The following is a 14,377-nucleotide window of genomic DNA, read 5'->3' as shown; positions in this document are numbered from 1 at the left end:
CCTACGTTCGTGCTACATCGTGCTGGGCGCCGCCCAGTCGGTCCATGTCAGTCACCAGGCGCTGGATCCCGACCTCGCGGACGCCGTGAGCGTCGCTTTCCGGCTACCTCCGGGGCGCACGCAAATCCGACAACAGCGCCCGGCTCTTCCGGTCGCGGTGAGCCTCCTGGCGGCATCCCGGCGACCAGGTCGACGACCGCAGTCGTTCGTGCACGGCCGAACCGACCCCCGCCAATCGGAGGGGGTCGGTTCGGCCGACCGGCGGGACGCCTCCCGAAGCCCGGCGGATGGTCGACGGCCCCCGGCCTCGGCAAGGCTGTCCCGGTGACCGAGACCGCTGGAGTACCTGCTCAACGGCGCCACCGGACTGGCGAGTTCCGTCCGCTGAGCCTCGGGCTGGCACCCCGGGCGGCAGCGTGAGTCGGCCTCCGGCATGCGGGCGCCGGAAGCCGTAGCCCCCCACGAGGCGCCTCGCAGGTCCCCCGGTGCGGCGTACTGCCGGACGGTGCCCGCGGCTCCCGCGCAGCCTTCCGCCTCTCACCTGACGATCCGACCTGACACCGACCAAGGACGTTCGCCATGGCCGCCATCCCTACCGCGCGGAGCACCGGCTCCCATGGCCCGAGACGGGAATCGCACCGCCGAACCGACCGGCCGGAAGCTCCGGCACGCTGGGAACCCCCGGCGCTGGCCGCGGTGTTGGGCGTCGCCACCCTGCTGTATGCCTGGGACTTGGGGCACGCCGCTATCCACCCCTACTACGGCGCGGCGATACGGTCGATGGCCACCAGTTGGCGGGCCTTCTTCTTCGGCGGTCTCGACACCAGCGGTTCGATCACCCTCGACAAGCTGCCCGGCGCCTTCTGGCCCGATGCCGTCTCCGTATGGCTCTTCGGGCCGCACACGTGGGCGGCCGCGCTGCCCCATGTGATCGAGGGCGTGCTCACCGTATGGCTGCTGCACCGGATCGTACGGGCCTGGGCCGGGCCGTTCGCCGCACTGATCGCCGCGCTGACACTCACCTTCACTCCGGTCACCGTGGCACTGAACAGGGCCACCATCCCGGACACCGCCCTCACCCTGCTGCTGGTGGCAGCCGCCGGAGCCCTGCAGAAGGCGGCACGAACCGGGCGGCTGCTCCCGCTGATCATGTGTGGCGTCTGGGTCGGGCTCGCTTTCCAGACGAAGATGCTGCAGGCCTGGCTCGTACTGCCGGTCTTCGCCGTGGTCTACCAACTCACCGCGGGCAACTCGCCGTTGCGGACGGCTCGGCGCCTCCTGCTGAGCGGTGCGGTCACGCTGGCCGTCTCCTGCTCGTGGGCGCTGATCGCATGGGTGACTCCCGCAGACAACCGCCCGTACGTCGACGGTACGTCGAACAACAACCCCTTCAGCCTGGTCTTCGGCTACAACGGCATCAGTCGCTTCAGCGACGACGGCACCGCGTTCGGCGCCGTCTCGGGCACCGCCGCCAGCCGTACCTCCGGAAACACCGGCTGGGGGATGCTCGTCAACCACACCGTCGGTCCACAGATCGCCTGGTTCCTGCCGCTCGCCGTGCTCGCCGCCGTAACGGCCCTCATCTGGCGTGCCGGCGAGCCGCGGTCCGACCCGCTGCGTGCGGGTTTCCTCCTCTGGGGCGGTTGGCTCGCCATCCATGCCGCGGTGTTCAGCGTCTCCAACGGCAATCACGTCTACTACACGGCCGTGCTCGCACCGGCGATCGCCGCGCTGGCCGGAGGCGGGCTCGCGCTCTTCCGGTCCGCGTACGAGTCCGGCGGCCGGCGACGGCTGTGGCTGCCGTCGGCGATCGTGCTGACGGTGGCCTGGGCGCTCGTACTCGACGGGCCGACCTGGTTCGTCTCCCGGCTGCTGGCGTTCGCCGTGATCTTCGCGGTGTGCGGGGCGTTCGGCCTGTGGCACGGCGGGTCACGCGCCTCCCCGAGGCTGGTCCGAGGTTCGCTGGCCGCCGGAATCGCGGCCACTCTGCTCGTACCCGCCGGCTGGGCAGTCTCGTCCCTCGACCCGCGCTACGCGGGCGCCTCCACGTCGCCGACGGCGGGTCCGGTCGGCGAGGTCCACCACAGGGCCCTCCACCACCCGTCCGCTCCCCGCCGGGCCGAGCTCGACCGGCCCAGCACCCGCGACACCGCCCTGCTGGACTACCTCATCGCGCACCGCAGGGGCGAGAAGTACCTGCTCGCGACCCAGGCCGCCTACCCCGCGGAACGTCTGCTGCGCGCTCAGGCCCAACCCATGCTCGTCATGGGCGGATTCACCGGGAAGACCCCCTTCCCCAGCGCCCCGCAGCTCGGCAACCTGATCGCCACTCACCGACTCCGCTACGTGCTGCTCACTCACCTGCGACCCACCACCCCCGCCACGACTTGGGTGAAGTCCCACTGCGAGCGCGTCCGCTCCGGGGCCTACGGCTGGCGCACCAGGGGCAATTTCGGCCTTTACGACTGCCGCGCGCAGGGCTGAGCGGAACGCACCCCCCGATCGGCGGGGGTGGAGCAGCCGACTGAGGGATGGGCAAGGCAGAGAAAATTCAAAACAATCCTTGCGGGCAATTATCGCCTCGCCGGCAGGCGGCCCATCGCAATTCGTTCACATTTGGTTAAGCCCATATACATCATTCTTGCAGGTTTTTTGAAGCGAGCGTTTCGGCCATTGAGTCCACGTCCAGAAGTCCATGAATCGGCAGGTCGGGGCGGTGGAATGGCTGTTTTTGTGCTGCGTGAAACGGCGCTTTATCGCCAATGGGTGAGCGTCGTCACACCTTGCCGGTAAACCGGCGGAGCATTCCCGTCATCAGTTGGTTCGAGAACTTCTTTTTTGTTGCTTCACGCGACATCGGTAGAACCTGGAAAGGATTCTTCTTGACCACCACTCGACCTCCGATATCCACGCAGAGCCCGGCTCGGCGTCGGGCGGACATGGCTGTGTTGGGAGGTGTGCGGCCGCCCCTTGCGGCCCTGCTGGTTCTGTTGGCACTCGTCGCGGGCCTGACGGTGTTCGCCGTCGGGAGCGACGCCGAACGGGGCGTTCCCGAGGCCGTCCTCAGCTCCCAGCAGCACATCGCCGAGGACGGGGCGGTCGCGCTGCAGGGCTCCGTCGACCAGAGCGTCACCGATCTGCGGGCGGCGGCCGCGGACTTCGGTGGCTCCAGGTCCGTACCGGCGGACGCAATGCTGACCCGCCTCGACCGGACCTACCGCAAGTGGCGCGGTACCGCCGTCGTCGACCTGTCCACCGGTCGGCTGCTCGCCTCGCAGGGCGAGGCCGTACCGCTCGGGAAGGTGAACCTTCGTGGACTGCCGGCGAACCCGCCTCCGAGACTGGTGCGGGACGACTCGGGCGTCACCCGGCTGCTGGCCTTTGCGACGCTGTCGCAAGGCGGCAGGCAGGAGTTGCTCGTCGCCTCACAGAGCCTGAAGCTGCCGGGCATCTCCGTCGGCAGGAATCACACGCTCAACGTCGTGGACCGCGACGGGGCCACTCTCGCCGCGGCCGGGCCGGGATCCGGCACCGACCGGGCCAAGGCCCTGGCCGGCACCGCCGCCCGCGAGGCGCAGAGCAAGGGACCGTCGGACACGGCCGCTGCCGGCGGCTTCGACGGTCCGAGCGGCAGTCTCGTCCGGGCGGCGGACGGCGACACCCGGAACGCCGTCGGGTACGCCTCAGTGGCCCGGGGGCCCGCCTCGAAGGAGAGTCCGAGCAGCGCGCTCGGGCTGACGGTCGTCACGACGGTGCGAACCGAGCCTCATGGGGCCGGGACCGGTGACCTTCGTCTCGCCCTCCTCGTCGCGGCCGTGCTCCTGGCCCTCGCGGCCGGGGTCACCGCCGTCCTCCACCTGGTGGTGCAGCGGCCTTTGCTGCGGTTGCGCCGCGAAGCGCAGAGGATCGGCTCGGGTGACCTCACGGTTCCGGTCCGCGTGCCCCGCTTCGGGGAACCTGCCCGGGCCGGCGCCGCGCTGGAGGCACTGCGCCGTCAACTCCGCGGCAGGAGCGGGCCGTCGTGGGAGACGGTCGCGCAGCCGCCGGCGAAGAGGCGTGTTCCGCTCGGGACCGGCAAGGGCCGGCGTCGGCTCGGACTGCGCACCGTCCTTGTGGTGTGCGCGTTCGCCCTGCTGGCCTGGCCCACGTCGATGCTGCTGACGCTCGGCAGCACCTTTCCGCACCCGGCTGCGATCGTCCCGCGGCTGATCTCCGACGACCAGCGGCAACGCACGGAGACGACGGCGGATCGCGTGCGCAGGGGTATCAACGACGGATACGCCGATCTCGCCCATCTCGCCACCGTGATCGACGCTCCCCGGTCTCAGGAGGCGCGCAAGGTCCTCGACAGATCCCTGGAGCAGCACGGCCGATATCGGTCCTTGTACGTCGTCGACGGCGCCGGCGAGATCCTCGTCCGCGCCGGCGACGAACCCCGTACCCCGAAGAAGGTCCGCATCAGGCCCGGGGTCATGCAGACGAACACCTCCGGCACGGAACCGGTGCTCGCCGCCGTGGCCGCTCAGCAGGTCAAGGGTGCGCCGGCGAGGACCGGACGCCGCTATGTCGTGGGCGAGTTCAAGGTCCAGTACCTGGCCGGCATCCTCAACCGACCCGGTCTCGGCTCCGTGTGGCTGGTGGACTCCGCACATCGGGTCATCGCGTCCAACAAGGGGTTCGTGGCCTTCGGGCGGGTCTCCGACGGCCGGCTGCGGGCCCGGCTGGCGGCCGTCCGCACGACCGAGGGCTCCGCCGAGCTGCTGCTCGGCTGGAGGGATCCGGCGGTCGCCGCGGTCGCGCCGTTCAACGGCAAGCTGGGCGTCGCGAGCGCACTCGGCTGGAAGGTCGCCTCGATCAGGCCGGTGTTCTGGATCGGCCTGCCCGAGTACGAGGCACAGCGGCGGATCATGCTCGTCGGTCTGCTGGGGGTGACCACGGGCGCCCTCTGCCTCGGCTGGCTGTACCTCGTCGTCGTCCGTCCGCTGCGTGACATCACCCAGGGTGCCGAGGCGCTGGCGGCCGGGGACCGCAGAACGGTGCTCTACCCGCGCTACCACGACGAGGTGGGATCCCTCGCCCGCAGCCTCGAACTGATCAGACAGCGACTCCCACGCACCGACGCACCGCCCGCGCCCGCTTCCCAGGACGGGTCGCCCACCGCTTCCACTTCCCTGTCCGGCCCCGGTCCCAGGAGCTGACCCGCCGTGCTCTTCCTGTACTGCGTCCTTGCGGTGTGCTGCGCCGGCCTGCTCGTCGCAGGCGTCGTCGAGCAGCGCCGCCATGACGCGAAACTCGCCGCCATACCCACCCGGGTGCTCGTCAACGGCATTCGCGGCAAGTCCTCCATCACCCGGCTGTGCGCGGGCGCGCTGCGCGGCAGCGGCCTGGTGACCGTCGCCAAGACCACGGGCACCGCGGCCCGGTTCATCCACCCCGACGCCACCGAGGAGCCCGTCTACCGCAAGTTCGGCATCGCCAACGTCGTCGAGCAGATCGGCATCGTCCGGCGGGCCGCCGGCTACCGGCCCGATGTCCTTGTCATGGAGTGCATGGCCGTCATGCCCGCACTCCAGGAGATCAACCAGACCAAGCTGATCCGCTCCACCATCGGCGTGCTCTGCAACGTCCGCGAGGACCATCTCGCCGAGATGGGACCGACGTTGGACGATGTGGCCCGCTCCCTGTGCCGGTCCCTGCCGGAAGGCGGCGTCTGCGTGACAGCGGAGAAGGAGCGCTTCCACCTACTCCAGGAAGAGGCCGACGCCCGGAACTGCGAGCTGGTCTACGCCGACCCGGAGACCGTCACCGACGAGGAACTGCGCGGCTTCAGCTGGTTCACCTTCAAGGAGAACGTCGCCATCGCGCTCGCGGTCGCCGAACTGGCAGGCGTCGACCGCGCGACCGCGCTGAAGGGAATGTACGAGGCGCCACCGGACCCGGGTGTGCTGTCCGTCGAGCGGTACCGCACCCCCGACGGAAAGCGGCTGCGCTTCGCGAACGTCTTCGCCGCCAACGACCCCGAGTCGACGCTGATGAACATCACGCAGCTGCTCGAACTGGGCGCGATCCACCGTCCGTTGCACGTCGTCATCAACTGCCGTCCCGACCGTGTGGAGCGCAACGGGCAGATGGGCGCACTCATTCCCCAACTCGACCCGGAGACGCTGTTCCTCATCGGCCACCCCACCAAGTCGGCCGCCGACGCCGTACCCGCCCACTGGACCGGGAACGTCGTCGATCTCGGCGGGGACCGCCGCGACCCCGACCGGCTCACCACGGACCTGCTGGCTCACCTGGGGCCGGACTCCTCGCTCGTCGCCATCGGCAACATCCATGGCCAGGGCGAACTCTTCCTGGAGCGGCTCGCGGCACTGGAGCCCGAACACCCTGACGCCGACCCTGCCGACCCGGCCGACCCGCGCGACGCCCCCACATCGCCCGGCGCCCACCACAACTCCTCCCATGGAGAATCCCGTTGATCCCCGCAGTAGTCACCCCGCAGATCGCCGCCATCGGCATCGCACTCGGTCTGGTGTTCTCCCTCCTGTGCTACCTGACCACGAACCTCTCACCGGGCGGCATGATCACCCCCGGCTGGCTCGCCCTCACCCTCGTCGGTGATCTGCGGCGCGCCGCCATGGTCGCGGGGGTGGCAGCCCTGACCTACCTGCTGACCAAGTTGCTGCAGCGCTTCGTCATCCTCTACGGCAAGCGGCTGTTCGCCGCCGTCGTGCTCACCGGGGTCCTGCTCCAGGCCGGGCTCTCCCTGTTGCTCCAGCAGCAGTTCCCCCTGCTGTTCGCCCATCAGGCCCTCGGGTTCATCGTCCCCGGTCTCATCGCCTACCAGCTGGAGAGGCAGCCCAAGACAGCGACGGTCCTGTCCACCGGCGCGGTCACTTTCGCCACCTACGTGATTCTGGTGTCCGGGCTGCTGCTGGGCGCCCTGCCCACAACATGAGCCGCCCCCTCCCCGGCCTGCGGCGCCATCCCTCCTTCCCGCCCATCGGAGTTGCCCAGTGAAACGCCCCCTGCCCAGAATCCGGAAGCTCTCCCTGACCAGGAACGCGGCCCTGTTCCTGGTGACAGCCGTCCTGCTCGCGGCGAGCTGCGTCCTGACCCTGCAGCTCAGGCACCGCACCGACCGGCCGACGGCGACACCGGCAGTACCGGCATCACAGGCATCACCGGATGCCGGAATCCGGGTCAGGAGCGGCCCACTGCACTTCGAGCGGATCGGCAACCCCGCCCGCACGGTCGCCCGCGACCGGCACGGCACCGTCGTCGCCACGTTCACCGACGGCGCCCGTACGGCCGTACTGACAGGGCCCGGCAGGACGTTCGCGGAGCCGCGTACGACGGATGCCAAGGTCGTCACCAAGAGCTGGGTGCGGCTGCTGCCCAAGGCATGGGCCCGTGGCGTGGAGCGGAGCGACTGGTTCAGGACCTGGCTCAGGTCCCGGCTCGGCAGCCGCGATCCCGACATCCTCGCCACGGCCTTCGACTACATCGCAGGTGCCCCGGCCCGGAAGACGGCGGCGGGAGTCACATACAGCGGTGCCGCCCGCTACACACCCGGCACCACCAGCGGCTCCGGGCGTACTCGGCAAGGGAAGCCGCGCATGGGTTCGGACTTCTACGACTACCTGGGTATCCCCTGGACCTTCCCGGACGCGGTCACCCGCCGCCCCGAGGAGGACCGCTCGCGCTCCGTCGACAGCTCCGGCTATGTCCGGCTGGTGTACGGATACCGCTCGGGGTTCCCGCTGAACAGCAGGGACAGCCCGGCGGGCGGCGCACTGCAGCGGACCGCCGACGCGATCGCCCGCGCGCGGCTCGGCGTACCCGTGATCCCCCTCACCGACCGCCGCCCCGCTGTCGTCCAGCAACTCCAGCCCGGCGACCTGGTCTTCTTCAGAACACGCGAGCTGCCCGGCGGACGGATCGGCCACATGGGTATCTACCTCGGTCTGGACACCGCCGACCACCCGCGCTTCATCTCCAGCCGGAAGAGCGCGGGCGGCCCCACCATGGGTGACAAGGGCGGCACCTCACGGCTCGACGGTGACGGCTACTACGCCCAAGGGCTGCGCGCGGCCCGCCGCCTCTGACCACGCTCCGCCCGGGTCGACGCCCTGGCACCCGCAGATCGCTGATTCGGCACATACGCCCGCCACTGTTCCCGCGTCAGATCGGTGCCTGCGCGGGCGCAGACCCGCTCGAAGGCCAGGGACCGGATGCCGTCGGCGGGGTGCGAGAGGCCGGCGACGGCGGTGACGCCCGCGGCGCCCGCCGTTCGACCGGCGGAGGCGGATCCGACTCCTTTGTTGCGCGGCGTTCACCGGCGGTGTTTCCCCTGGTCCGCGAGAGGTCGAGGTCGAAGGCGCCCTTCTCTGCCGACGCCCGCCGACGCCCGCCGACGTGCGGTCGGCCGGTGCTCGGCCGACCGCACGTCGGGGATCCGCAGCCGTCAGGATGCGGGTGATGGCTGGGAACTGATCACGCCGGTACGAGCTGCCATTGCTGGTTGATGCCGCCGCCGGCGGTGTACTGCACGACCTTGGCGCCGTCGCCGGTGTCCCAGCCGTAGTCGTCCGCCACCAGCCCGCTGTCGTGGCTGACGATCGTGAAGTACCCGTCGCCGGTGGGTCGCAGGTACCACTGCTGGTTGGTGCCACCGGTGGGCGTCCACTGCTGAAGCTGGAGCCCGACGGTCGATGAGAAGCCGTTGACATCCAGCGCCTTGCCGCTGGGGACGTAGTTCAGCGTGTACGCGCCTCCCGAGGCGGCGTCGATGGTCCAGGCGCCGCCGCCCGTCGTCTGGACGGCGGGCGCGCCGTCCGCGGTCGAGTTGCCGGCGATGGCGAGCGGCTTGCCGCTGTTGCGGTTGACGATGCGGTAGTTCGTGCCGGCCGCCGGCTGGCCGGCGATCTCGAAGCGGTCGACGACGCCGTAGTGGTCCGTGGCGGCGGACCGCTGGTCGCCGGTGACGCGCACCCGGATGGTGTGCGTGCCGGAGGCGAGCCGGGGGCTGGTCCAGATCGAGACGTCGCCGGTGCGCGCCGCCGAGTACTCGTCGACCAGCGACTCGGCCCCGCCGTCGACGGAGACGCCCACGATCCCGTGGTTGGGCCCGGTCACGGCGTGCAGGGTGATGCCGGTGCCGACGAAGCTCAGCGTCGCCGTGTCGCCCGCGGCCTTGCTGTAGGAGTTCGTGCCGGCGTACGGGCCGGTCTCGCCGCTCGTGTGACCCCAACTGCCCGTGTAGGCCACCGAAGTGTCGGCGTCGTCCACGTTGTTCGGCGTGTTGCCCAGGTTGAGGTACTCCACGCTGTCGGTGAACATGGTGTTTCCCGACTTCGTGGTCGACAGCACCAGGTACACCCGGCTGCCGCCGGACGGCGCGGTGAACGAGATCGGCTTGGTGACCCGGGATCCGAGGGGGATGGTGAGGGGTTCGCTTCCGGACGCGATGACCGTGCCGTCGGGCTTGTCGAGTCGCGCCGTCCAGTTCAAACCGACGGAGGTTCCGCTGAAGTCGTCGTTGAAGACGGTGATGTTCCGGGTGACGGTGCTGTTGTGGTCGTAGGTGTCCACGTTCTGCGGGAGCGGGAAGGTGCCGTCCTTGTCCGACTGGCCGGACGCCGACCAGTAGGGCAGGTCGATCGCGGCCACCGGATTGAACGCGGCCTGGATCCGCTGGATCTGCGGGTTGCTCCACGGGTCGGACAGGTTGTCCGCGCCGTAGACGGGGTGGCCGCCCTCTTCGGGGACGAAGTCGGTGGTCCGCACGCCGGGCACGAAGCCCGCCCAGCCGGACAGCAGGGTGTAGGGGCGCAGGTCGCTGGCGTCCTTGGCGCGCTTGGCCGCTGTCGCGGTGGCGAACCACTCGAAGCCCTGCTTGGTGTTGGACGCGTTCCAGACGTACTCGCCCTCACCGTCGGGGCGGCCGGCCAGGGAGGCGCGCGCCTCGCCGTACTTGCCGATGCCGTCGATGTAGTGCGAGTAGACGGCGAAGTTGCCGTTCAGCAGGTTGGGGTAGGGGTTGGTGTTCCAGGCGGTGTCGACGCTGACCGGCCGGGTGCCGTCGTTGCCGTTCATCGCCGCGTACAGGTCGCTTTCGAACGACTCGGAGTCGAAGCTGCTGATGTCGGCCTCGTTGCTCTGGCTCCAGCGGATGATCGCGGGATGGTTGCGGTCACGCAGGGTCAGTGCCTTGGCGTGGTCGACCATGTAGTCGTGCCCGGCGACGAAGTCCTGGCAGCTGCAGGTGCCGCGGATCCCGGTCTCGTCGATGACCATCAGGCCCATCTCGTCGGCCACGTCGAGCATGTACGGGCTGGCCGGCTCCTGGTGGATGCGGACCACGTTGTAGTTGAGCCGCTGGTAGTTGTCGACCGCCTGCGGCCAGCCGCCGTTGCCCGTGGACGGCGGGAGGAAGCCGGGCAGCGTGTCATAGGCGTCGCCCTTGCCGCCGTTGTCGATCCGGTCGTAGTCCGCGCCCTGCAGGCTGTCACCGCGGTAGTTCACCCGCACGCCGTTGAGGTAGTAGTACTCGCCGTTCTGGACGGTCTCCCGGAACCCGAACCGGTAGGTGGCGTCGCTGGTGTGGCCGTCGTCCGTGGACGCGTGCACGGACAGCACGTGCAGTTGGGCCCGGTATCCGGAACGGTAGGGCGCGTTCGGCCACCAGTAGGAGGAGGAGCCGAGGTTCCACGCCACCGGGCCGACGGTCACCTTGGCGGTCGAGTGGGCGGCCACGGTGACCGTCTTGCCGGGCAGCGTCGGATAGTTGAACGAGGTGCTGTTGTCCGAGGCGAGCGACCCGGTCAGCGTCACCGACCGCGAGCTGCCGGAGGTGTTCGTCACGGACACGTCGTAGGTGAGGGTCTGGTTGGCCACGGAGGTGCGGACGAAGGTGTCGCTGACGTACACCGCCGGATACACGCGCAGGAACGCCGAGCGGTAGATGCCCTGGGGGATCGCCTCGGACCAGTTGGCGGCGTCGGGAACCAGGGTCTTGCCCGCCGACGACACCATGGCGCCGCGGCCCTTCACGTCCACGCTGATCGTGTGGGTGGTGCCTGGGGCGGCGTAGGGGCTGATGTCGAAGTTCGACGGCGTGAAGGAGGTGGTCTTGGTGGCGACCACCTGCCCGTCGACCGAAAGCGTCGCCTGATGGTTCACGGCGCCGAACTCGATCCACGCCGACTGCGGCTGCCCGGTGTCAGGAACCGTCACGGTGCGCGAGTACACCGCCTCGTTGACGTCGGTGAAGCCCTGCTTGTACCAGCCGCCGCCGGGCACGGTGATCGACGTCGCCGCGCGGCCCTTCGGCGTGAAGCTCCACGTTCCGGCCAGGTCGACCGACCTGAGCGCGGCGTTGCCCGCGGTGAACCCGTTGGTGTCCGGCACCGTCGTGGCGGACGCCGATTGGGGTACCACCAGGGCCGCCGCGAGCAGCGCGGCGGTGGTCACGAAGAATTGCACAAGCCGTGCGGAACGTCTCCGGTGTGGCGGCGGACTGTGCTGGTCCATGAAGATCCCTCGGTGTGAATCGGATGATGTGAGCGCCGACATCTGCACGGTGAACGGGCGAGAGCCCTCGACTCACCCCGCCCTGTTCGGGTAACTGCCGTCTGTTTCCACGGCGACGGAGGCGCCCGGTCGGCCGGGTGCTCGGCCGACCGCAGGTCGGGGATCCGCAGCCGTCAGGATGCGGGTGGTGGCAGGGAGATCACGCCGGTACGAGCTGCCATTGCTGGTTGGCGCCGCCGGAGGCGTTCCACTGCACGACCTTGGCGCCGTCGCTGGTGTCCCAGCCGTAGTCGTCCGCCACCAGCCCGCTGTCGTGGCTGACGATCGTGAAGTACCCGTCGCCGGTGGTTTGCAGGTACCACTGCTGGTTGGTGCCACCGTTGGATGTCCACTGCTGAAGCTGGAGCCCGGCGGTCGACGAGTAGCCGTTGACGTCGAGCACCTTGCCGCTGCTGACGCAGGTCAGTTTGTACGTGCCTGAGGGGGCGGCGTCGATGGTCCAGGCGCCGCCACCCGTCGTCTGGACGGCCACCGCGCCGTCCGCGGTCGAGTTGCCGGCGATGGCGAGCGACTTGCCGCTGTTGCGGTTGACGATGCGGTAGTTCGCGCCCGCCACAGGCGCCGGCACTCCGGTGACCTCGACGACCACGACCGAGTCGTTGGCGTTGGGGGCGGTCGTCGGTATGGAGACGTTGATGTTGCCGCCGCTGACCGTGTAGGAGAGCGAGGCCGTCGGGTTGTTCATCAGGTAGACGCGGTTGACGGTGTTGTGGATCAGCGGAATCTGCAACGTTCCGCTGGTCGGCCAGGTGAACACGTGGGCGAAGAGTCTGCCGTCCTTCTTGGTGAACTTGCCCCAGGACGGCTCGGCGGTGAAGGGGCTGGCCGTGGTTCCGTGGACGCTGTCGCTGTAGGTGGTCATCCAGCTCGCCAGGCCCTGCAGGATGGCGACGGACCCGGGCGTGGGGGTGCCGTCGCCCTTGGGGCCGATGTTGAGCAGGTAGTTGCCGTCCCGGGAGACCACCGTGACGAACTCCTGGACGATGGCCTTCACGGATCGGTAGGAGTTCTCGGCCCCTGCGTTGTAGCCCCACGCGCCGTTCATCGTGGCGCAGGTCTCCCAGGGCCGGCTCAGCGGCGCGGCCGGTACGGTCTGCTCCGGGCAGGCGAAGTCACCCAGCCCCACGTCACGCTTGACCCGCTCGTTGACGACGAGGCTCGGCTTGCGGCTGATCAGCCAGTTGTAGAGGTCGGCGCCGTCGGACTGGGTCCACCAGTCGGTGAGGGTCGGGGTGGAGGGGTTGCCGCACCAGTCGCCGTCGAACCACAGGATGGCGGGGTCGTACTTGGTGAGCAGCTCCTGCAGCTGCGCCTTCATGTCCGTGATGTAGGCGGAGCGGGCGCTCATCGACGCCATGTCGCTGTAGTTGGTGTTGCGGTTGATGGTCTGCGACGAGTGGTTCCAGTCCATGATCGAGTAGTAGAGACCGAACTTGATGCCGCGGGCCTCGCACGCGCTCTTCAGCGCGGCCAGCAGGTCGCTCTGGTAAGCGGTGTAGTCGTGCAGGTTGTACTGCTTGGTGCCGGTGGTGTCGGTGAAGCTCGCCACGTCGGAGTCGTACATGGCGAAGCCCTCGTGGTGCTTCGCGGTGATCACGAGGTACTTCATGCCGGCCTTCAGGGCCAGGTCGGCGATGGTGTCGGCGTTGAAGCCGGCCGGGTTGAAGTGCGGCGACACCTGGGTCTGCCAGCCGGACTTGGTGTAGTTCTCGGTGGAGAACGCCCACTCGCCGTGGCCCAGATAGCTGTAGGACCCGAAGTGGATGAACATGCCGAACCGGGCCTGGTACCACCAGGCCATCTTGGAGGGCACGCTGTACGCCTCCGCAGCGCTGGGCCACAGGGCCTGCGGCAGCCCGAAGGCCACGGCACCTCCGGCGAGCGCGGCCGCCTTGATGAGTGAGCGTCTGCTGAGAGAGAAGGAGGACATGGGGGGCTCTCTTGACGGTCGAAGGGCGCCGGGGAGACGCCGGGGAGGTGGTGAGGGCTGAACAGTTCGAACAGACTCGGCGGGACCAGGGCACGAGACGCGCCTCAGAGTTGTCATGCCTCCGAAAACGCCTCGCGACATCGGATGTATTAAGGGGTAAGAAGCTGCTGCGTGTCCAGGGTGATGACTGAACTACCAGGTGGTAACAGTCTGTTGTGTGATCCGAGCTGGCCCAAAACCCAGTAGACATCCCATGTGCGCTGCGGAGTGTAAGTGCCTTGGGCGGGCCCGTGGACGACTCGGGGATCCTCTGCCGCGCCTTGCGGTTCAGGCCCGGCCGGGCGAAGTTCAGCCCCTGTGCGGAGTGACCGGCAGAAGACAGCAAGGCAGGTCGCGCGGCAGCGCGGGCACAGGCGCAGGCGCAGGCTCATGCTCATGCCGGGCGCCCCTCACTGGCCGCCGCGGGCGTTCTCGCCATCTTGGTCATGGCGTTGCCCACCACTCTGGTCATGGCGTCGCTGCCCGACCGTGAAGCCGACGCAGGACCTGCGGCGCCTGGACAACGTCACCTTCCTCGACCGCACTCACGTCGCCTTCGTCGAGGACGCCGGCGACACCGTGCACACCCAGCGCGGCGCCGGCCTCCGGGTTCGTCTTCGCCATGACCACCGACTACTCGCGCGGCGCACAGCCGGTGCGCTTCCTGGGCGAGGGCCGACCCTCGCCCGCCTGGCCATCCGCGTCCACCGCCGCCGCACGCAGACAGGCCGGCGTGAGACCCGTGAGAGTGTCTACGCCGCCACCAGCCTCGACAAAAGGTCTGGATAACAAGTAAGCCCAGGTCACTGACCC

The 14,377-nt window shown here is 69.3% G+C and carries 8 protein-coding genes; 5 read left to right on the top strand and 3 right to left on the bottom strand.

The window, feature by feature from the left end:
• Nucleotides 1-579: 579 nt before the first annotated feature.
• From LJ657_RS41635 to LJ657_RS41615, 5 genes are all read left to right on the top strand, one after another.
• Entirely contained in the window at nucleotides 580-2,484 is a 1,905-nt protein-coding gene (locus tag LJ657_RS41635; RefSeq protein WP_232654903.1) for a glycosyltransferase family 39 protein, read from the top strand.
• A 473-nt stretch (nucleotides 2,485-2,957) separates the two neighbouring features.
• The gene (locus LJ657_RS41630; protein WP_232654902.1) at nucleotides 2,958-5,198 is read left to right on the top strand and encodes a HAMP domain-containing protein; all 2,241 of its coding nucleotides are present in this window, start codon (nucleotides 2,958-2,960) and stop codon (nucleotides 5,196-5,198) included.
• Between the two features lie 6 nt (nucleotides 5,199-5,204).
• A complete protein-coding gene (gene pgsB / locus LJ657_RS41625; protein ID WP_232654901.1) occupies nucleotides 5,205-6,479 on the top strand; it encodes a poly-gamma-glutamate synthase PgsB in 1,275 nt (424 codons plus the stop codon).
• Nucleotides 6,476-6,958 carry a poly-gamma-glutamate biosynthesis protein PgsC/CapC gene (locus LJ657_RS41620; protein ID WP_232654900.1) on the top strand — a complete coding sequence of 161 codons (483 nt, stop codon included), beginning with the start codon at nucleotides 6,476-6,478 and terminating at the stop codon, nucleotides 6,956-6,958. Before pgsB ends, LJ657_RS41620 begins: the two co-directional genes overlap by 4 nt.
• Nucleotides 6,959-7,016: 58 nt before the next feature.
• Complete coding sequence (locus LJ657_RS41615) at nucleotides 7,017-8,108, top strand: NlpC/P60 family protein (RefSeq protein WP_232654899.1); 1,092 nt, start codon at nucleotides 7,017-7,019, stop codon at nucleotides 8,106-8,108.
• Nucleotides 8,109-8,496: 388 nt separating this feature from the next.
• Here the strand turns inward: LJ657_RS41615 and LJ657_RS41610 are convergent, their stop codons facing one another.
• From LJ657_RS41610 to LJ657_RS41600, 3 genes are all read right to left on the bottom strand, one after another.
• Nucleotides 8,497-11,475, bottom strand: coding sequence for an RICIN domain-containing protein (locus LJ657_RS41610; RefSeq protein WP_232654898.1), 2,979 nt, complete (start codon nucleotides 11,473-11,475; stop codon nucleotides 8,497-8,499).
• A 259-nt stretch (nucleotides 11,476-11,734) separates the two neighbouring features.
• Nucleotides 11,735-13,525: an alpha-L-fucosidase gene (locus LJ657_RS41605; protein WP_232654897.1), complete on the bottom strand. Its 1,791-nt coding sequence runs from the start codon at nucleotides 13,523-13,525 to the stop codon at nucleotides 11,735-11,737.
• 507 nt (nucleotides 13,526-14,032) lie between these two features.
• Nucleotides 14,033-14,188, bottom strand: a complete 156-nt coding sequence (locus tag LJ657_RS41600) for a hypothetical protein (RefSeq protein WP_232654896.1) — start codon at nucleotides 14,186-14,188, stop codon at nucleotides 14,033-14,035.
• Between the last annotated feature and the right edge of the window lie 189 nt (nucleotides 14,189-14,377).

This window comes from Streptomyces guryensis (assembly GCF_021261325.1).
GTDB classification, from domain to species: domain Bacteria; phylum Actinomycetota; class Actinomycetes; order Streptomycetales; family Streptomycetaceae; genus Streptomyces; species Streptomyces guryensis.
This window is presented reverse-complemented; position numbering and strand designations above follow the sequence as displayed.